Raw genomic sequence first — 19839 nt, forward strand, 5'->3', positions numbered from 1 at the left:
CTTGCTTTTTCCAGTGCTAAGAGTTTTCCATTACCTAAGATCGGCAAAGTCGCCAAGGTAAATTGGCGACTTTTCTTTTCAAACTCGGTGAACGAAACGCTTAAAACTGATAGTTCAGATCCAGTGTGTAAGAGCGTCCCGGAGCTGGGTATCGACCAACTGGGCTGGTATCAATCCCACGGAAGTAATACTCCTCGTCAAACAAGTTGTTTACCGCAACATTCATGCGCAACTTGCCTTTGTCGTCTTTGTATAAATCCGTGCCTAAATTGAAGTTCCACACCATGTAAGACGGCACTTTGCCCGTTTCACCTATTGCGTCTTCGGCACTGGTGTTGGCGTTATCGGTATACGAATCACTGAAGTAGAAGCCCGATAGCGTGGTGTCCATGCCGTAAAATGCGTAGGTCGCATCCCAACCAAGCTGATGCTTAGAGGTGTAAGGCAGCTGATTACCTTTATTCTTACCTGCCTCTTCTAGCGTGGCGTCGAGGTAGTTGTAGCTTGCGCCTAAACTCAGTGCAGGTAGTGCCTCAGGCACGTAACGAGCAGAAAGCTCTATACCTTGGTGGAGTGTTCTACCTATATTTTCAGACGTGTTTATTCCACTTTGCCACTGCAACTGATCCTTAAAGTCAATGCGATACAAAGCTGCATTGAAACTTGTTAAATCTTGAACATACCTAACGCCAAGTTCGTAGTTCCAAGCCAACTCACTGCTTTCCTCACCGACTCCTCGAACATTAACAAGCTGAGGAACGCGAAGAGATTTCTGCGCATTGGCATAGCTCAGCCATTGTTCATTCCAGTTATATGCAATCGTCACACCAGGCAATAATTCAGTCGCCTTGTTTCCAGATTCTTGCCCGCTGCCCAAATCTTTATAGGACATATCAACAAATTCATAACGAAGTCCGGGCGTGACTTTTAACGCACCATTAAACAACCCGATTTCGTTACTCACATAGCCTGCGTACGCATCGGTATCAAGGTGCCAGTTTCGCGGTACATTTGTGGCTCCGCCAGACACTGGTGTTTGTGTCACTTTATATTGAATGTCTTCATTAATATAACGAGTCCCTATAATCCAGTTTTGCGTAATGGCACCTCCATCAACAAAAACTGCAAGCCTAGGTTCGATACCATAAACACGGAACTCTCGTGGTGAAGTACTTACTTTCGTAGAAGGCAGAGCCGGATCCGCCCAGTGACCACCTGCGCTGTTGAAGCCCCACTTGAAAAGACGCTCTGATTTGTGACCAAACGTGAGCACTTCTAACTCTGCACTGTCGGCAAATGGCAAATCGTGGATGTACTTAACGCTCCAGCGCGTCGACTTGCCTTCATAATCGTCGTAAGGACGTTTCGATTGATGACGATCTTGCTCGTAATCTTGTGGCGAGAGCGCGCCCGGCATTTGCGTTTCAGCATCGTAACGTTGCAGGAATGCTTGAATCTCTTGAGTATCACTCAATAGCCACTGTGCTTTAGCTTGAAAGTTCTTCACGTCCGTATCAGAATGCTCACGGAAGCTTTCGCCTTTTAGGAAGTTACCCTCCAACTGCAGCGCGAATGTGTCGCTTAACCAACCGCCCGTGCGTAGGTAAAAATCATTCAGCGGCGCATCACCGCCATCAAACACGGTAAGGCGGTTACTGATTTCCGTTTGCCAAGTGTGTGGAATCGGTTTGGTCACTAGGTTGATAACACCACCGACGTTATTTGGACCGTACTGCACTGCGGCACCGCCGCGTACAATGTCAATACGATCAAGCATCGACAGCGTTGCTGGGAAGATAGACTGACCAGTATGGCCGTATGGCGCGAGCGTTAGCGGCACACCATCCATCAAGAACTGCGCATGACCACTGCGGCTTGCTTTCAAACCACGTACGGAAATGTTAGGCAATACGCCCGTTCCGCTTTCATCCTGAACTTTAATACCCGGCACGCGCTGTAGCGCGTTATCAATCGAGCCTGCGGCGGTTTTCTCGATTTGATCGCGGGTAATGACGGTACGAGCACCTGGGTACTCTTTGACGTCTTCAATTTCAGAGTTGCCAATCACGCTGCCAGTGACAACGACGGTTTCCATCGCGGTAGTTTGTTCTTTTTTAGCAGAAGCGGCAAGTGCGCTCATGGAGGTGGCAGAAGCGATAGCAATCGCGAGCACACTGTAAGTGGTAGACAAACCAGCACGTACACGCACTTTACCATCCAAATTCTGGTAAGACATTAAGATCTCCTTTGCGAGAAATTGAGCCTCGGGCAGAACATTTCCCGTAGGCTCTCGGGGCTAAACATCCTCAATAAGAGGAAAAAAATCGGCTAACGTGCGCCAACTACGCACAACAAGCCTAGAACTGGTATCCGTAGCTAAGCATGAACTCGGCTGGTGCGCCGTAGCCAATCTGGTTTAGGCCAGACGTGCCGTTTGTTGCGCCAAGAATGTATTTCTCATCCAAAATGTTGTAAGCGTTCGCTTGGATTTTGTGACGACCAGTGGTGTACGCCGCCATCAAATCCACCGTTGTGTAATCGCCAAGTGCGACAGCTTCGTCGTTACCTGCGTAACGGTCGCCCACGTACTTCACACCACCGCCTAAACGCCAGTTGTCATCCAATTGGTAAGTGCTCCAAAGAGAGAACAAGTGGTCTGATACATCGTTCGGCTTTTTGCCTGTGGCTTTGTCTTCCGCGTCCAAGTAGCTGTAACCCACAGAGATGTCCCACTGTTTGGTGATTTGACCGCGAGCCTCTAATTCAATACCTTGGTGACGCACTTCAATTTTATCGATCACATCGCCGTCCACGTTGGTTTGTGGTTGCTCTTGATCAATCTGGAACAGTGCCGCATTCAACATTAATGCGTTATCCAGCAGGTACGCTTTCGCCCCCACTTCTTTTAAGTCGGTATGGAAGAATTCCGCCAACTTTGGATTGATGTAGATACCAGCGTACGGTAACTGCCAAGAGCGCGCTAAACTCGCGTATACGGATGTGTCGGAATTGATGCGGTATACCAAACCAGCACGGTAGCTGAATTTGTCATCATCCAATTTTTCCTTATCTGAGCCCGCTTTTTGTTGTTCGAGCTCCATCGAGTCGTAACGCACGTTACCAATCAAAGAAAGGTCGCCCCATGTGTACACGTCTTGCACGTACACACCTGTGGTTGTGGTGGTATTGTCACGAAATGGCTTAAAGCCCGGATCAGGCGTTGGACCAACGACTGGGTCGTAGATATTTTGCGGAGGAAGCGTTTTGTCACTTGCCAACGTTAGGTCGATATCGATCTGGTTGAAATCTGCACCCACCATCAATTGATTGTCCCTGGTTTCCCAAACCAACTCAGATTGTAAAGTGGTCGTAGTACGTGGATCGTAACCAAAGTTGTTGACGGTTTGAGACACTTCATTACCCGTCACTTTGCCCTGACGCGTGCCTTTTTGCTCAAGTTCGATATGGTTGAACGCCGCTCGGTTGTTCCATACCCATTGATCATTCAGACGCCATTCGTAATCCACCGCAATACGGAGACTGTCTGACTCCTGATAGTCGTTTGTGCCGCCAAAGTAAGTGCTTACTGGCAAATCAACTGGCTTGCCATTTTTTGATGGCACACCACGATATGGCACTAGTTCTTGATGAGCGTATTCCACGTCAATATCAATGGTGTGACGATCCGCTGGTAACACACGAATGGTCGGTGCAATGAAGAAATCGTTTGAATCAACATGATCAACGTACGAGTCGGCTTGACGGTATTCCAAGTTAATACGCCCGTTGACCTTATCTGTGAACGCCATTGAGCTGTCGACCTGACCGACATACTGGTTGTTGCTACCTACACTGCCGTTTACGTGAGTAAAATTCTCACCGTTAGCGCGTTTCGTCACCAAGTTGATGATGCCCCCAGCCGAGCCACGGCCATACAAAGCGCCCGCAGGGCCTTTCACAATTTCAACGCGTTCAACATTCGCTAAGCTGCGGTAAGACTGCAACGTACCGTCATCTCGCAAGCCATCACGGTACATATCGTTGAGTGAATCAAAACCACGTATCATGAACTGATCGCGGCTGCCTTCGCCCAAGGTGTTATTGACCCCGGCTACCCCATCTAGCGCATCCACTAAGCGCACCGCGCCTCGGTCTTGCATTTCTGTTTTCGTTACTACGGATACCGCTTGTGGCACATCAAGCCATTCCACATCGGTTTTGGTGCCTGATTGAGGCATGTGTTCAGCATAACCTTCGTACTGATGCCCGAAGACTTGAATCGTTTCAGTTGCTGATGAGGTTGAGTTCGTCTCTTCTGAAGCCACTGCGCTTGGTGCTACTAGTGAAGAACCAATCGCGACCGCCAAGGGGGTCAGGGTCAATAATTTATTCATTCCATAATTCCGTTTAGTTGTTATAAAGCCAACGGATGGAAATAAGAACAAATATTATTTCTATTTGCAATATTAATTTTATGCTCTATATTTATTTACCCTAAAAACACAACTAACAACAAAAAAAACCAAACATAATAACAATAAACACTAAAACTTCTGCCCTCCTTCTCGCGAGAGGCACATTGGAAGACGACCGTGAGCGACTTTATCAACGTTAGAAGAAAATGTTAGAAAATTAGGAAAGCTCATGAAATCTACGATGATTATCGTAAGTCATGTCGTTAACGATGCAGTCACTCACGGCTTCGTGCCTGCAGCTAAAGCGATGGACCTTCACGTCGTTCTTATCACCGACCATAAGCTCAGCCATTTAGAGCTGGCGAGTCGTGATAGTCACTTTAATCCGGATACCATTCTAGAATGTGATGTCTTCAACCCATTAGAACTCATCGAAACCATCACGGAGCATGAATTAAATCCAGACGCTATTTTCAGCAATAGTGATCACTTACAAACTTCCACCGCCATCTGCGCGCAATTTTTTGGCCTCCCATCCAAAGATTGGTCTGTCACGTTAAAAGCCAAAAACAAACACTTAACTCGACAAGTGTTAAATGAAAAAGCCCTACCCAACACACAAAGCTGTTTGCTGCACCGCCATTCGAATGTGGCATTAGGCATGGCCTTTCCTGTCGTGGCAAAACCCAAAGAAGGCGTGGCAAGTTTAGATGTGCAGCGCTGTGACTCCCAAAGCGAGCTCGATGCTTACTGCGATGCGTTTTGGCAAAAACACCCAAACGCCGCCATTCTGGTGGAGCAATTCCTTCAAGGGCCTTTGGTTACGCTCGAAACTCTGGGAGATGGTGAGCGCCTTATCGCCGTGGGCGGTTTTGATGTGTCGCTCTCAGAGCCGCCTTACTTTATCGAAACAGCCGCAGACTGGAACGGACCAAACGGCATTGCTCACCGAGAAGCTTGCTTGGCTCAACTGAAAGCGTTCGGCGTTGGTTTTGGAGTTTGCCACAGCGAATTTATCATTACGGAAAATGGCCCGGTTCTGGTGGAAATTAACTACCGCAGTATTGGAGATGGTCGCGAATTCTTGCTCAACAATCTCGCTCACTTCGGCTGGTTTAGCACGATTTTGGGTCTGCATCTGGGTCGAAGATTGGACGGCGATTACCAAATTCATGGGTCAGCGCACGTGCACTACGTAGTTGCGGAACACAGTGGTGTGATCGACGGAGGTTCGACGTCGTTCATCCAACACGATGACGATATCATCACCCAGCAACAGGTACTAAAAGCCGCTGGAGAACACTTCCAGCAGAGTTATTCCAATAAGGATTATCTCGCCCGAATTTCGATTGTCTCACCATCAGGGCGAAACCTCGACCAAGCGCTGCAGAACGCGCTTAGCAATTTCGATCTAGCTCCGACTCGTGAGGTGGCAGCATGAACGACAACGCTTTGTATCTAACGCAACGATTGATCGACACTTGCTTACGCGAAGACATGTTTGGCATTTTGTCGAAAGCCAAGTTCAGTAGCGACGCGCCAAAAGGGGTAATTGTTCCTCAAGGCGAGCAAGTCTGGCTGATATTTGCCAACTCTGATTTCACGTTGTATTTACCCGTTGCGCCAACGTATTACATGCAGCACTGGCGCTACGGTCACGCCAATGACGAAACACCACAAGGTTGGTGGGTGGAGAAAAATGGCCAAGTCGAGCATCAGCAGCATTATCAAGAGTGGATTGCGCTGCTAACGACACTGGCGCATGAGAGCTCTCACGAATTGTTGGCGGGGTATCTTCAAGAACTGGAATGTGCAGAGAAACACAAAGCGCTGTGTGACCAAGCATTTCATCATCACGCAGACCACATTTCTCAACCAATATCCAAGCTTGGTTCTTGGCATCAAAAACTGCTGCTAGCCGACCAGATCGCTTCTTACCTTGACCACCCGTACTATCCAACTGCGCGGGCGAAGTTTGGTCTGAGCGATGAAGACCTTGCTAAGTACGCGCCCGAGTTCGCACAAAGCTTTGCTCTGCATTGGATTGCGATTGAAAAATCACTGGTGACATTAACCAGCGAACAACCTGATTGCTGGCCAACAATGGAGCAAGTTGGGCTTCCTGCTGATTTTGCACTGAGCCACGTACTGTTCCCTGCGCATCCGCTCACCCTTCGCTCTTTAGAAGCCTTACCCGAAGGTATGATAGAAGCGCCTTTAACGTATCTAGACGTGACGCCGACGCTTTCCGTTCGTACTGTGGTCGTCAACGACGCGCCGCATATTCACATCAAAGTTCCGCTGATCATGCGATCGCTAGGCACGAAAAACATTCGCTTAATCAAGCCTTCAACACTGTATGACGGCCACTGGTTTGAACGCCTACTTAGCCACCTTGAACAAACGGACGCTGACTTAAACACTCGCTTGTTCCATTGCAACGAAAAACACGGTGGACACGTCGGCGAGGATAAAACCTTCGCGTACATCGTACGTGAGTACCCACTTACTCATTGCGAAGACAAAGCGTTAGTTCCGGTTGCCGCACTGGCAAGCCCAATGCCTGACGACCGCTTGTTCTTAGAACATTTGGCAGAGCAGTACTATCAACAAGATACGCTGGCGTGGTTCCAAGATTACGTCGACCTATTATGCCAAGTGCACCTCACATTGTGGCTTCGTTATGGCATCGCATTAGAGTCCAACCAGCAAAACGCCATCGTTGCATTTGATCAACAGGGCAAAATGACGCTCGCGATGAAAGACAACGATGCGGCGCGAATTTGGCCAGAGCGCTTCAACTTCGCAACAGAGCATGCGGCCCAAAAACACGGCGCAGGAACAACTCCTGTGAATTGCGATGAACTGCTCGACCAACGCATCAAAGTCGACAATGAATTGGCGCTCGGTCAGATGTTTACCACCATCACATTACAACTGGATATTGCAGCGATTGTAGAAGCCATGGCTACGAAGGGCATTGCCTCTTCAGCATCGCTTTACGCCATCGTGGCCAAAAGCATTGCAGAGCAACTCAACCGATTGGAAGGCGAAGGGTTAGAGACAAAACTGGCACGCGAGTTACTGCAAGAGGCACCTGATTTGTACGCCAAGTACTTGTTGAGCTCTGGCAGTTTGCTCTCGAAAGAAGCCTCCGGCGCGAGTGACATCAATAAATTCTATGGTTTGTCGGCTCCGAACTTCTTACTGCTTTCTAGCGAAGAAGCGCAGCGCGCCTACTTAGAAGCCATCAAAAAAAGCGTACGTTAAACGATTATGACCAAACTCATCTACAGTGTGTTGTTGTGCCACTTTATCGCTGCGTTTGCCGCGTTAGGTATGCCGCTATTTCTACCCGTCGTATTGCCAACGTTAGGCGCAAGCATTGATGCGGACTGGGCAGGGGTATTGTTTATCCTACCTACGTTTTGTACTGCGTTGGCGGCGCGATTTTGGGGCAACTTTGCCGATCGCTACGGTCTCCGCCGCTCACTCTTGCGTGCGCAACTTGGCCTTGCAGCAGGTTTTGCGCTGTGCGGCTTGGCAGACAACCTCGCCATGTTTGTGTTTGGTCTTATTGTTCAAGGAACCTTTGGCGGCACCATGGCCGCCTCGAACAGCTACTTATCTAGTCAAATTAAAGAAGCCAAAACACTCGGCAAGTCACTCAATAAAACCCAACTATCTGCTCGCTTGGCGCTGATCGTTGCGCCCATTGGGCTCGGCTGGAGCTTGTCCGAAACCAACCCACTCAACGCGTACCTGTGGTTATGCGTTTTGCCTTTAATTGCTATGGGCATCACGCTAACACTGCCTGCGGATAAACCCGCCGAACGAAACCTCGAAAAGCCAAACTCAGAATCTCAGCAAGAAAAACCGGTTGCACAGAAAAACGCAATGCATGCCATTCGCTGGATCTTCTTTGCTCAGTTCGGGTTTGCGTTTTCCATGGTGGTGACCTTTCCTTATTTCTCGCCGTTTGTGCAGCAATATGGCATCACTAACCACGCATGGATCGGTTTTTTGTACGCACTGCCGCATGGCGTCTATCTGTTGCTGGCAGGCAAAATCCACGTGTTGTCAGATGGGTTGAATCGCCATCAACCGCTGCGCACGTTGTGGCTCGGGTTTGCATTGCTTGCCGTGAGCTCTGCCTTGCATTTGATTGCGTCCGAAACCGCACTCATTGCTGCGAGAATTATCTTCGGCATCGCGATGGTGTGTTGCTATCACGGATTGCATCAGCATCTTGCGAGCTATCTGGATCGCAAACTCAGTGGCAAAGTATTTTCTCGCTTTGATGCCATGTCCAAATGGGGGGGTGTGGCGGCGGGATTTTGCGCTTCTTTCATTTCTAGCTTGGGGCTACTTGAGGTTCCTTTCCTACTTTCTGCGATAGTCAGCGTAATCACCTTGATCGCGCTGGTTCTCCATTCAAAATTTGGAAATCAACATGTTACAAACTCAATCTTCTCAGACTAGCGAATTACGCGCGCATGATGTGCAGCTCAATCGGGAGAAGGCCCAACTCAACACGATAATGGGTGTTCTTAATTGTTACTTACGTGAATTTGCACTGCCGAATCAACAAGTAGAATGGCACTACCAATCGACATCGCTCCCCCAAACGTTAAAGCGCAACTATTCCGCAAAACAACGGGTAGCCGTTCATCTGTCTCAACAAAATGGCCTGCTGGTTTTACCGATTCACTACGCGAGCAAACTGGGCAAAATCAAATTGGCAGAACTGCCTTGGGCAAAAATGCCGGGATCTGGTTGGGCGAAATTGGATGCCACGCAAACTCTTACGCTTTTGCTTAACTATCTCAAGCAGGTATTGGCGATCCCATTTAACCATGAGCTGATCGAACAACTGGAAAATAGCGTGCTGGTTACCGAGCAGTTTCTCAACGTCGCGCCCAAATCGCATCACAACGAATTTATCGCTTCGGAACAATCTCTGATTTGGGGGCATACTTTCCATCCTACCCCGAAAAGTCGTTCGGGCGTCACCATGGATGATCTCTTGGCATTTTCTCCAGAAGTCGGCGCGCAAGCGCCGTTGTACTGGTTTGAAGTGGATACGTCCTTACTTGATGTGCTGAGTTCAGACGGAGAAGCTAACCCTGCGCAGCGCATGCTACAACAGCTCGCGCCACAACACGCCGCCAGCAATGGAAAGACCCTCTACCCTTGTCATCCTTGGGAAAGCTACACCATTTTGAGCAACCCAAGCGTGAAGCGTGCCATTGAACAAGGTAAGATCACGCCACTGGGTTTAGGTGGTGAAAAGATGCAGCCGACCTCTTCAGTTCGTACCCTCTACCACCCAGATATGGATTGGTTTGCGAAATTCTCCATCAACGTACGATTAACCAATTGCGTGCGAAAAAACGCGTGGTACGAACTCGACAGCGCCGTGCAGCTCACGTCGATTCTTAAACCAATTAGAGAAAACGAACAGCTGCACAACCCCGTATTTAAAGTGATGACAGAGCCTTACGCCACCACGTTGAATTTAGAAAGCGTCGCTGAGCGTAATTGGGACGACAACACCAAAGCGCGCGAATCGTTTGGGATTTTGTATCGCGAAAATTTCTCGCTGAGCGAAGTCGATATCTTAAAACCAACCCTCGCTGGCGCTCTGTTTGCTTACGACAAAAACGGCAACAGTTGCATTGCTCAACGCCTTAAAAACAAAGCGCGTACTACGCAAAATCGCTATTCCGACATCGCGACACTGTGGTTTGAACGCTATTTGCATTGCCTAATTCCGGGTGTGTTTAACTACTACTTCAAACACGGGGTGGCGTTTGAGCCGCATTTGCAAAACACTTTGATTGGCTTTGAGCAAGAGATGCCGTGTTGTGTTTGGATTCGTGATTTGGAAGGCACTAAATTACTGCCGGAGTTCTGGCCAGCAGAAACATTAACTGACTTGTCTGAACGCGCGCGACAATCGGTTTACTACAGTCGCGAACAAGGCTGGAATCGCATCGGATACTGCACCTTTATAAACAACATCAGCGAAGCGATTTTCTTCATCGCAGAAGGTGATGATCCACTAGAGCAAACGCTGTGGAATGCGGTGCAAAGTGCCATTGTGCGTTGGCAATCCGTGAATGGAAAACAGCCGGAACTAGAAGCGTTGCTAAATGGCGGTCACTTCCCAAGCAAAAATAATTTCACCACGCGCTTGATGCAAAAAGCCGATAAAGAGTCGGGCTATACCCAAGTCGCCACGCCTTGGCAGCAACACGAAAAAGGAGCGCAACATGCCTAATTCCCTCTCTCTACCGACACGCGTTAGCCAGCAAATTCACACGCTCGCACAGCAGAAAAATCAACCCTTGTGCGCGTACTTGTATGACCTAAACGCCTTAGAAGAACACATCAAACAACTGCGTCACGTTTTGCCGAGAAATGTCGAGCTATTTTACGCAGCCAAAGCCAATCCATCGGGCCCGATTTTTAAAACGCTCGCTCCGTATGTCGATGGTTTTGAAGCGGCATCTGGCGGGGAGTTGACACACCTCCACCAGCAACAACTCGATAAGCCATTGATCTTCGGCGGCCCAGGAAAAATGCCAAATGAATTGCAACAAGCGATTGAACTTGATGTCGATGCAATTCATGTCGAAAGCCTCACCGAGCTGCAACGCATTGGAGCACTAACCGAGCGCCTCAACCGCCCGACTTCGATCTTTTTGCGTATGAACATAGATATCGGCGACATCACGCTCAGCAAGTTAGCGATGGGCGGCAAGCCGACTCCATTTGGCTTGGACGAGTCCGAACTGAGCAATGCTTTGATGTTGCTGCGCGATTTCCCGCAAGTGTCGCTGAAAGGCTTCCATTTTCACTTGATGTCGCATCAGCTTGATGTTGAACGCCACTTAGCGTTAATGCAGCGCTATTTCCAAGTCGTGAAGGCGTGGCAGCAGGAGTTCGAACTCGGTGAGCTGATGATCAACTTGGGCGGCGGCATGGGGATTAACTACCAAAACCCTGAGCAACACTTTCCGTGGATGGAGTTTTGCGACAAGTTGGAATTCCTCGTCGCCAAAGAGCAAGTGCAAGACTGGACACTGCGTTTTGAATGCGGACGTTTCATCACGGCGGCATGCGGTTATTACGTGATGGAAGTGCTCGATATTAAGCAAAATCTTGGCGAAAACTTTGTCATCGCACGCGGGGGAACTCACCACTTCCGCACGCCAGCAGCGCAGAGTCATGACCATCCATTCGTCATCCTGAAAAGCGAGCAACACCATGAGATTTCTCACCCAATTCAGCATGCACAAGCGACCTTTGTCGGCCAGCTTTGTACGCCCAAAGATGTGCTGGCACGCAATCAGCACGTCGCCCACGTCGATATTGGTGATTACGTTGTGTTTACCTTAGCAGGCGCCTATGCGTGGAACATTTCCCATCAAAACTTCTTGATGCATGAACCGCCGATCTTCCACTATTTCTAAACGGCATACTTCGCTTTACTCAAGCCCCAATCATTGGGGCTTTTTTATTCCATCTCGGCACAAATACATTGCCATTAACCGCTTTGCGAAATAGCAATAATGCGTTTTATCAGCTCATCGGGTTCCATTTTGGGATTGCGGTAAAAACGGAAGATTTCCGAGTTTATCGCTTGCTGGGCAACCGGATTGACCGCCATCGAATCAATCATACTCGGCACAGCGAGGTTGTGTTTAACGCCGTAGTGAAAGTCTTGATATGACTGGACCTGACACGGATTGAAATCGCTGATGTCAATATCGGTGCGTACCGGAATCGAGCCTTTTACCTTATTGAACTTAGCTTGAAACTCGACGTCTGCCAGCGCGCTTGCGGTTTGCAGAGCCGCCTCGGCAGAAAACGACTTGCTCGACATAAACACCAAACTGTCCATGTTGTAGAGGAATACACCATCGCTGTCCGGCGTTGGGTAACAGCCGACCTCTTGCGGAACTGAGACTTGATTGGCGAGTAGCTCACCCAAAATCCAATCACCGCCGATTTGAAACAGCGCCTGACCGTCGGCTAGCGCTTGGGTCGCCGTATCCCACTTACTGTCGGGTAATTGGTTGTCTATCAACAAACTCAGGCGGCGAAATTGCGTCAGAGCTTGACGGAGTGTATCGCTGTCGATGCTGTCGCGTTCTAGTTTGACCATCGCATTGGTGTAGAACTCAACGCCGCCAGTGGAGATCACTAAGTTCTCGAAAAGTTGGGCGACTTGCCACGGCTGCTCACCAACCGCGATCGGTACAATGCCATTTTGCTTAGCAAGCTCCATGGCGGCGAACATCTCTTGCCAGTTTTTCGGCGCGGATAGATTCAGTTGTTTAAGCAGCTTGTGGTTGACCCACAGCCAGTTCAAACGGTGCAGCGTAAGTGGCAGGGCGATATAGCCGTTTTGTGTTTTATTGATTTCGATAGACAGTGGGTAGAGCACCTCATCCCAGCGCTGCTCATCGGCAACCGCGTTGACGTTGTGCAAAATACCGATGGCATCCCACGCCTTAATACTTGGCCCTTCGATTTGCGCGAAGCTCGGTGGATTACCCGCCAGCGCGCGAGCTTGCAGTACCGTCATCGCGCTGTCACCACCACCGCCTAACACCGGGCTTTGCAGCAGCTCAATATCGTGCTGTTTCAGTTGCGCTTTAAGTGTTTGCAGCGCTTGCTGCTCGCCGTCAGAAGTCCACCAATGTAAAAACTCTACCCCTTGTGGCGACTCAGCGTGAGCAACGCAAGGGGCGAGCAGCAGTGGGAACCAGAATGCCAGTTTGTTCATAGTCAGTCTCTCGGGAAAGTCAGCGTGGCGCAGAGGCCGCCAAGCTGAGAATGGCTCAGCGACAAACTGCCGCCGTGAGCCTTTGCAATGCTCTGTGAAATGGTTAACCCCAGCCCACTGCCTTCTTTATCGTTGTTAGCGCGGAAGTATGGCTGGCAGAGCTTTTCAAGTAATAAATCGTCAACACCGTCACCGTGATCTTCAATTTCAATCTGGATCGACTCTGAGCTTTCACTCAGCGTAATGTCCGCTTGATGGCCGTATTTGAGCGCGTTATCGACCAGATTCTGAATGCAGCGCTTAATCGCTAACGGTTTACCAGCAAAGTGGGTGTGGATTTCACCGTGGATGCGAATTGTGTCCGGCGCATCGGCGATATTGGCGGAAATGTGCTGAATCAGTTGGGTGAAATTGATCGGCTCGATTTCCTCGTGGATATCGGTCTCTTTAATGCATTGCAATGCGCCTTTGACCATCAAATCTAGGTCGTTACTCAGGCGGATAAAGCGTTCTCGGTCGGCGTCGTCATCTAGCATTTCCGCCCGCAGTTTTAGGCAGGCTATCGGCGTTTTCAGATCGTGGGAGATGGCGCTGAACAGCATTTCGCGGTCTTTAATGTGGCTGTCGATGCGTCGATTCATCTTGTTAAACGCACGTACCGCCGCTTTCAGTTCGTTACTGCCTCGCTCAGAGACTTCGGGCACGTCTAATCGACTCGACATAAGGGTCGCGGCTTTTGCCAGCTCGCGAATGGGTTGAATTTCTTTGCGAACGATAAACCAGGTACACAGCAACAGCATTAGTGCGGACAGCAATAGTGTCAGCCATTGGCGCAGCTCAAAATAGTTAGTCTCTAGGTTGATGTAAGGCGCGGGTAGCACCGCCGCGAGATAAAACCATTCGTTCTGCGCGACTTCGACCTGCATCACCAGAATCGGTGGATTGAGGTCACCAAACGAAAGCGAATAATGCGCCCACAATAGCGGCAGTTCGTCGATAGGTAGCTCGTTGTTGAATACTTTGAGTTTGTCGCGCTGGGTGAACTCCACCTCGATATTAGGAATGCCGCTCAGCTCGCTTTCTAATACCTCGCGAACTTGGTTGATGACCAACGTTTTGCGTTCGCTCTCTGGCAGTGGGTCGACGTCAATCTGGTGATTGTTGAGTGAGACGAAAAAGCGCGTACCACCCATGTTGCGTAGTTGATTGAGCACCAAGTGGCGATATTCCGAAGGGAGGGTTTGAAAGAAGGCGATGGTGGAAGAAGCGCTCAGTGCTAAGCTTTTGACCGTGGTGGTCAGGCCTTCTTTATCGCGTTCGCTGGCGTGTTGATACCAGATAATCCCAGATAATACCTGCGCCAGAATGATCACCAGCAGCAGGAACACGCTGGTGCGAACAACCAGTGACCCCGTCCAGCGTTTAATTCTCATAATGCACGTCCGTGGTCAGCATGTAGCCTTTATTGCGCACCGTTAGGATCAGCGAGCGGTCTTTATCTTCAAGGTGATGACGCAAGCGGCTGATCTGCACGTCAATGCCGCGTTCAAACGGGTCAGCATCGCGTCCCCAGATCTCGCGCGCAATATCATCGCGCGACAATATTGATTGCGCGTGGTTGACGAACAAACCGAGCAGCGACAAATCCGCGCCACTCAGTTGCTTGACCTCGCGTCTAGCAACGTGGGTCAGTTGTCGGGTTACGGTATCCAACAACCAATCGTCAAAACGCACTTTACGCGTCAGTTTGCTATTGGCGGTCGATTGGCTGCGTCTCAGAATCGTTTTGATGCGTGCGAGCAGTTCGCGCGGACTGAATGACTTGGTGATGTAGTCGTCGGCGCCCATTTCTAGCCCTGCGACTCGGTCGGCTTCTTCAGTGACGGCGGTCAGCATGATGATCGGGATATCGGAGTTTTTGCGCAGTTTCTGGCACAGGGTAAAGCCGTCTTCACCGGGCATCATAATATCGAGGATGATCAAATCAGGATGGTGATCGTTGAGCAGCTGCCACATCACGCCGCCGTTTTCTGCGCAAAGTACTTCAAACCCAGCGCGGCCAAGGTAATCTGACAACGCTTCGCGAAGGTCGAGGTTGTCATCGACGACCAGTATCTGCTTGTTTTCCATCCTACTTTCCCTGTGTCCGTCCCTGAGTTTGGCGCTGGCCAATATGATGCATTCTTAAACGCACATTCACAATCGAGCCGATTACAATTTTCACTTCTCGGTGTAAGAGATTTGTAAGCGGCCACTTACAAACTGATTGCCTTTTGTAACCTTAGGCGCCGCCTTGCTCGCTATGATCATTCTGACCTTACGTGAAACAACATGACCTGAAGGAATCAGGTCCTACAACACTGGCATTCGTCAGGAGGAAACCATGTTTGCAAGTATATTTGGACAACTACAAAAAATAGGGCGGTCGTTGATGCTGCCTGTGGCGGTGTTACCGGTGGCCGGCTTGATGCTGGGGATTGGTAATGCGGGGTTTGCGTTTATTCCAGACGCGGCCAACAAAGTGATGCTCGCCGCCGGTGAAGGCGTGTTCGGCAACATGCAGTTGATGTTTGCGGTCGGTGTGGCGCTCGGGTTATCAAAAGGTAATGACGGTGCCGCGGCGCTCGCTGGCTTAGTTGGCCTAATTATTATGAACGCATCGCTCGGTATCGTGACAGGCTTGCGTGGCTTAGAAACTGACGCCACCATCATGGGCGTTGAGACGCTGCAAACCGGGGTGTTTGGCGGCATCTTTATCGGTGCGGTCGCGGCAATCATGTATAACCGCTTCTACAATATCAAACTGCCGGAGTACTTGGGCTTTTTCGCGGGTAAGCGATTTGTGCCCATTGTCACCGGTCTATCGGCGATCGTCGTTGGTGCGATTCTCGCGTTTGCATGGCCACCTGTCGGACAACTTCTTGATGCATTTTCTCATTGGGCAGCGTACCAAAACCCTGTTCTCGCGTGGGCGGTTTACGGTGCGGGCGAACGTTCATTACTCCCAGTTGGTTTACACCACATCTGGAATGCGCCGTTCTTCTTCGAAGTCGGCAGCTACATAGACCCAGAAACCGGTAAAGAGTTTACCGGTGAGCTAACACGCTTCTTCGCCGGTGATAAAACCGCAGGTTATCTGTCTGGTGGCTTTATGTACTCCATGTGGGCACTACCAGCAGCGGCACTGGCGATTTATCACTGCGCGTCTCCTGAGCGCAAGAAAATCGTCGGCGGTTTGATGCTGTCAGCGGCGTTTACCTCTTGGTTAACGGGTATCACAGAGCCAATCGAATTTACCTTCCTATTCGTCGCGCCAGTGCTGTACGTAATCCATATTTTCCTTACCGGTATTGCGTTTGCGATCACCGCATTTTTGGAAATCAAACACAGTACGGACTTTGCGCACGGTGCGATTCAGTTCTTCCTTTACTACCCAATGTCGACCAACGCGTGGATGTTCATCATCATCGGTCCAATCTGGGCGACGCTGTACTACGGCTTGTTCCGCTTCCTAATTGTGAAGTTGGATCTGAAAACGCCGGGTCGTGAAACCGACATTGCAGAAGTGAAGATTGCCGGACAGCCTGATGAAATTGCGGTGGATGTAGTAGCTGCATTGGGAGGCAAAGCCAATATCAAGTCAGTCGATGCGTGTATCACCCGTCTGCGTGTCTCGGTGAAAGACATTGCCAACGTTGATGTTGCTAAGCTAAAAGCACTCGGCGCGCGAGATGTGTTAGTGATTGGCGACAGTTTACAAGCGATTTTCGGTACGCAGTCTGACTCAATTAAGTCAGAAGTGCACAGCGTGCTCGCCACCTCCTGATCTTACCTCCCCCAATATAGGTAAGATTTGCCAACCTCCTTGTGAGGTTGGCTTTTTCGTTTTCGGAGTTAAAAAAGCGAAGCCAATAACCAGCCCTACTTCGCCGCCGCGTTGGTTAAATTGCCCAGCACGCCGCTGATTTTGTTCAATACCTCGTCGCAGCCTTCAATATGATGACGCTGCTTTAAATACATCGGATCGTTGTAAGCTAACCACGTTTTGCCTTCAGCATCTTCATACACCAACACTTTTTGGGGTAAATCGAGCGCCACTTCCTGCGCACAGATCATCAGTGGCGTGCCCACTTTAGGGTTTCCAAACACGATAACTTCGGTTGGTCGCAACGTCATATCGACTTTCGTGGCATTCTCTTGATGGTTAATGCGCGCAAAGACGTTCAACCCTTTTTCTTGCGCGATAGCGACAAATTTATCCGCCGTATCTTTTGCTGAATGCGTGCTCGCAACGGTTACCACACCCTCCCCAGCCAATGCACTCAATGACGTCAACGCCACGACCAACCCGATGATTACTTTTTTCATTTGTCGTCCCTTCCTCTCTATCTGAGTCGAAAACTGTAACTGTATAAAAACCAAGTGTAGGAAAACTATAGAAGTCAGATTCCGCTATCGCGAATTGCACTCTACCCACTCAAGAGTCGACCGTGTAACACGGATTAATTGATTCAGATTAATAAAGCGTTAACTAGCTGAGCATCAAAAGCGTGAAATACGTAACATTTGCCGCCTATTTTAGTAAGAAAGAGAATAGTAGTGACACGCGATCAATTTGAGTTATTAGCACCCGGTGGTGATTTAGATTCCATCAAAGCCGCCATTGCCGCTGGCGCCGATGCAATTTACTGTGGGCTCGACCGCTTCAATGCTCGTAACCGAGCGACCAACCTCACCTTAGATAACTTAAATGGCGTGTTAACGTTGGCCCATCAGCACAGCTGTAAGACTTTCCTAACGTTGAATGTGCTGATTTTAGAAAGTGAAATTCCAGCGATTGTTCGCTTACTCAGCCAACTGAACACCACCAAAATCGATGGCGTGATCGTGCAAGATCTCGGTCTGGCCTACATTCTCAAACATCACTTTCCCAATTTGGATGTGCACGCTTCAACGCAACTAAACACGCATAACGAAGGCCAGATCCTCTTTCTCAACCAGCTCACCGCAAGCCGAGTAAACTTATCTCGCGAACTTAACATCGATGAAATAAAACATCTGGCGCAATTTGGTCGCGAGCACAACGTAATGATGGAAGTGTTTGTCCACGGCTCATACTGCATCGGATTCTCCGGAATTTGCTACATCAGTTCCGCTCGCAATGGCGCATCAGGTAACCGTGGACGCTGCAGCCAACCTTGTCGCGAACAGTACGAAACGACCAAAACAGGCAACAACTACCCACTCAATATGAAAGACAACTCCGCCTTTGGGGACTTGAAAGCGCTTGCCGATGCTGGCGTGTATTCCTTAAAAGTGGAAGGACGAATCAAGAAATCACACTACGTCTATACCGTGGTCGACAATTGGCGTCAGCAAATCGATCGCTTGTGCGAAGGTTTGGAACTCTCTGAAGACACCACAGAGTTATACACGGTGTTCAACCGTGATTTCTCCAACGCATTTTTGCAAGGTGATTTCGGCAAGGCGATGTACATCGACAACCCGCGCGACCACGCTGTAAAGCATTTTTCGAAGGTTTATCAATGCCAGTCTGCTGATGATGTGCAAGCGGTGAAAAAGAAACTGTACGATGACAAAACCGCGATCATTGAGAAAGTGGCAGAGCAAACCAAGTCGTTCGATGTCACTTCAACACAAGTATCCGGCAGCAGCTTGAAAGGGTCGATTGATGTGCCAACTCTGCCAGCGTTACCTCAACCAGAACCTCGCCAAGGTGCGCCAAAATTATCGGTTCTGATCTCGTCAGCACAAGAAGCCATGCTGTGCGAATACCAAGACATTGATGTTTACTATCAATTGCCAATGGGATTGTCTGGTGAACTGAGCGCGATGATGGAGTTGTTCCAAGCCAACCCAATGCTCAAACCTTGGTTTCCTGCCATTTTGATTGGCGAAGACTACCACGCCGCGCGCGTATTTTTGGAAACCATCCAACCTGAGTTGTTGATCACCAACAACTCAGGCGTCGGCATGATCGCAAAAGAGCTAGGCTTAGGCTGGGTGGTAGGCCCACAAATGAACACGGTGAACTCATACGCGTTTAAATGCCTTCAAGACGAGTTCGCGGCAAGTGGCGCGTTTATTTCTAACGAGCTGAATATGAAGCAGATACGCCATATCAAGCGTCCGCAAAACATGCGCACCTTCTACAGCATTTATCATCCAAATACCCTACTCACGAGCCGCCAATGTTTGTTCCAACAAACCGAAGGATGCCGTAAGGTGAAGGTCAACAAAGGTTGTTTGAAACGCTGTGATAAACGCACGTCTATCATCAACTTAAAAGACAATCCTTACGTGGTGCAAAAACAAAAAGGCAGCCACAATTCAATCTACAGCGAGTACAACGTCTTAAACCTGCAAGTGCTGCACGATCTGCCGCAATTGTTTAGCGATGTGTTGATCGATCTGCGTGATATCCAGACCGAAACGAAAGTCTCAGCAAGCAAACCTGAGTTGATTGACGCGTTCTTAGCTCTACTTGAAGAACACAGCGAACAAACCGTCCAAACGCTGAATGCCATGATTCAACCAACAGCCAACGCGCAGTATTTAAAGGGGTTGTAGAATTTTTCTAACGAGGCAAACAAAACAATAAATTAT

Annotated in this window: 13 protein-coding genes; 7 read left to right on the plus strand and 6 right to left on the minus strand. The window is 49.3% G+C overall.

Going from position 1 to position 19839, the window contains the following annotated elements; genetic code table 11:
* Positions 1-100: 100 nt before the first annotated feature.
* Both NB463_RS02450 and NB463_RS02455 read right to left on the minus strand, forming a co-directional pair.
* A complete protein-coding gene (locus NB463_RS02450) occupies positions 101-2236 on the minus strand; it encodes a TonB-dependent receptor family protein (RefSeq protein WP_258430959.1) in 2136 nt (711 codons plus the stop codon).
* A 121-nt stretch (positions 2237-2357) separates the two neighbouring features.
* Positions 2358-4394: a TonB-dependent receptor gene (locus NB463_RS02455; protein ID WP_258430958.1), complete on the minus strand. Its 2037-nt coding sequence runs from the start codon at positions 4392-4394 to the stop codon at positions 2358-2360.
* 250 nt (positions 4395-4644) lie between these two features.
* On the opposite strand from NB463_RS02455, the gene NB463_RS02460 reads away from it, so the two are divergent.
* The 5 genes from NB463_RS02460 to NB463_RS02480 are packed head-to-tail and all read left to right on the plus strand — an operon-like array spanning position 4645 to position 11893.
* On the plus strand, positions 4645-5856 hold the full coding sequence (locus tag NB463_RS02460; RefSeq protein ID WP_258430957.1) for an ATP-grasp domain-containing protein: 1212 nt from the start codon (positions 4645-4647) through the stop codon (positions 5854-5856).
* Positions 5853-7685, plus strand: coding sequence for an IucA/IucC family protein (locus NB463_RS02465; protein ID WP_258430956.1), 1833 nt, complete (start codon positions 5853-5855; stop codon positions 7683-7685). Before NB463_RS02460 ends, NB463_RS02465 begins: the two co-directional genes overlap by 4 nt.
* A 6-nt stretch (positions 7686-7691) precedes the next feature.
* Positions 7692-8897 (plus strand): MFS transporter, encoded by a 1206-nt coding sequence (locus tag NB463_RS02470; RefSeq protein WP_258430955.1) that lies wholly within the window; start codon positions 7692-7694, stop codon positions 8895-8897.
* The gene (locus NB463_RS02475; protein WP_258430954.1) at positions 8869-10698 is read left to right on the plus strand and encodes an IucA/IucC family protein; all 1830 of its coding nucleotides are present in this window, start codon (positions 8869-8871) and stop codon (positions 10696-10698) included. The genes NB463_RS02470 and NB463_RS02475 overlap by 29 nt, the downstream gene beginning before the upstream one ends.
* Positions 10691-11893, plus strand: a complete 1203-nt coding sequence (locus tag NB463_RS02480) for a type III PLP-dependent enzyme (protein ID WP_258430953.1) — start codon at positions 10691-10693, stop codon at positions 11891-11893. The genes NB463_RS02475 and NB463_RS02480 overlap by 8 nt, the downstream gene beginning before the upstream one ends.
* Before the next feature lie 74 nt (positions 11894-11967).
* Here NB463_RS02480 and NB463_RS02485 read toward each other — a convergent pair whose 3' ends face one another.
* The 3 genes from NB463_RS02485 to NB463_RS02495 are packed head-to-tail and all read right to left on the minus strand — an operon-like array spanning position 11968 to position 15342.
* Positions 11968-13212 (minus strand): ABC transporter substrate-binding protein, encoded by a 1245-nt coding sequence (locus NB463_RS02485; protein WP_145472391.1) that lies wholly within the window; start codon positions 13210-13212, stop codon positions 11968-11970.
* A 2-nt stretch (positions 13213-13214) separates the two neighbouring features.
* The gene (locus NB463_RS02490; protein ID WP_258430952.1) at positions 13215-14645 is read right to left on the minus strand and encodes an ATP-binding protein; all 1431 of its coding nucleotides are present in this window, start codon (positions 14643-14645) and stop codon (positions 13215-13217) included.
* Positions 14635-15342 (minus strand): response regulator, encoded by a 708-nt coding sequence (locus tag NB463_RS02495; RefSeq protein WP_025515567.1) that lies wholly within the window; start codon positions 15340-15342, stop codon positions 14635-14637. Before NB463_RS02495 ends, NB463_RS02490 begins: the two co-directional genes overlap by 11 nt.
* A gap of 253 nt (positions 15343-15595) precedes the next feature.
* Here NB463_RS02495 and ptsG point away from each other — a divergent pair, with 253 nt between their 5' ends.
* On the plus strand, positions 15596-17038 hold the full coding sequence (gene ptsG, locus NB463_RS02500) for a glucose-specific PTS transporter subunit IIBC (protein WP_257888926.1): 1443 nt from the start codon (positions 15596-15598) through the stop codon (positions 17036-17038).
* A gap of 95 nt (positions 17039-17133) precedes the next feature.
* On the opposite strand, the gene NB463_RS02505 is transcribed toward ptsG, so the two are convergent.
* Complete coding sequence (locus NB463_RS02505; protein ID WP_005383492.1) at positions 17134-17580, minus strand: DUF302 domain-containing protein; 447 nt, start codon at positions 17578-17580, stop codon at positions 17134-17136.
* A gap of 231 nt (positions 17581-17811) precedes the next feature.
* On the opposite strand from NB463_RS02505, the gene NB463_RS02510 reads away from it, so the two are divergent.
* The gene (locus NB463_RS02510; RefSeq protein WP_258430951.1) at positions 17812-19803 is read left to right on the plus strand and encodes a U32 family peptidase; all 1992 of its coding nucleotides are present in this window, start codon (positions 17812-17814) and stop codon (positions 19801-19803) included.
* Positions 19804-19839: the final 36 nt, after the last annotated feature.

The organism is Vibrio sp. RM-41-2B, from assembly GCF_024744415.1.
Classification (GTDB): domain Bacteria; phylum Pseudomonadota; class Gammaproteobacteria; order Enterobacterales; family Vibrionaceae; genus Vibrio; species Vibrio diabolicus.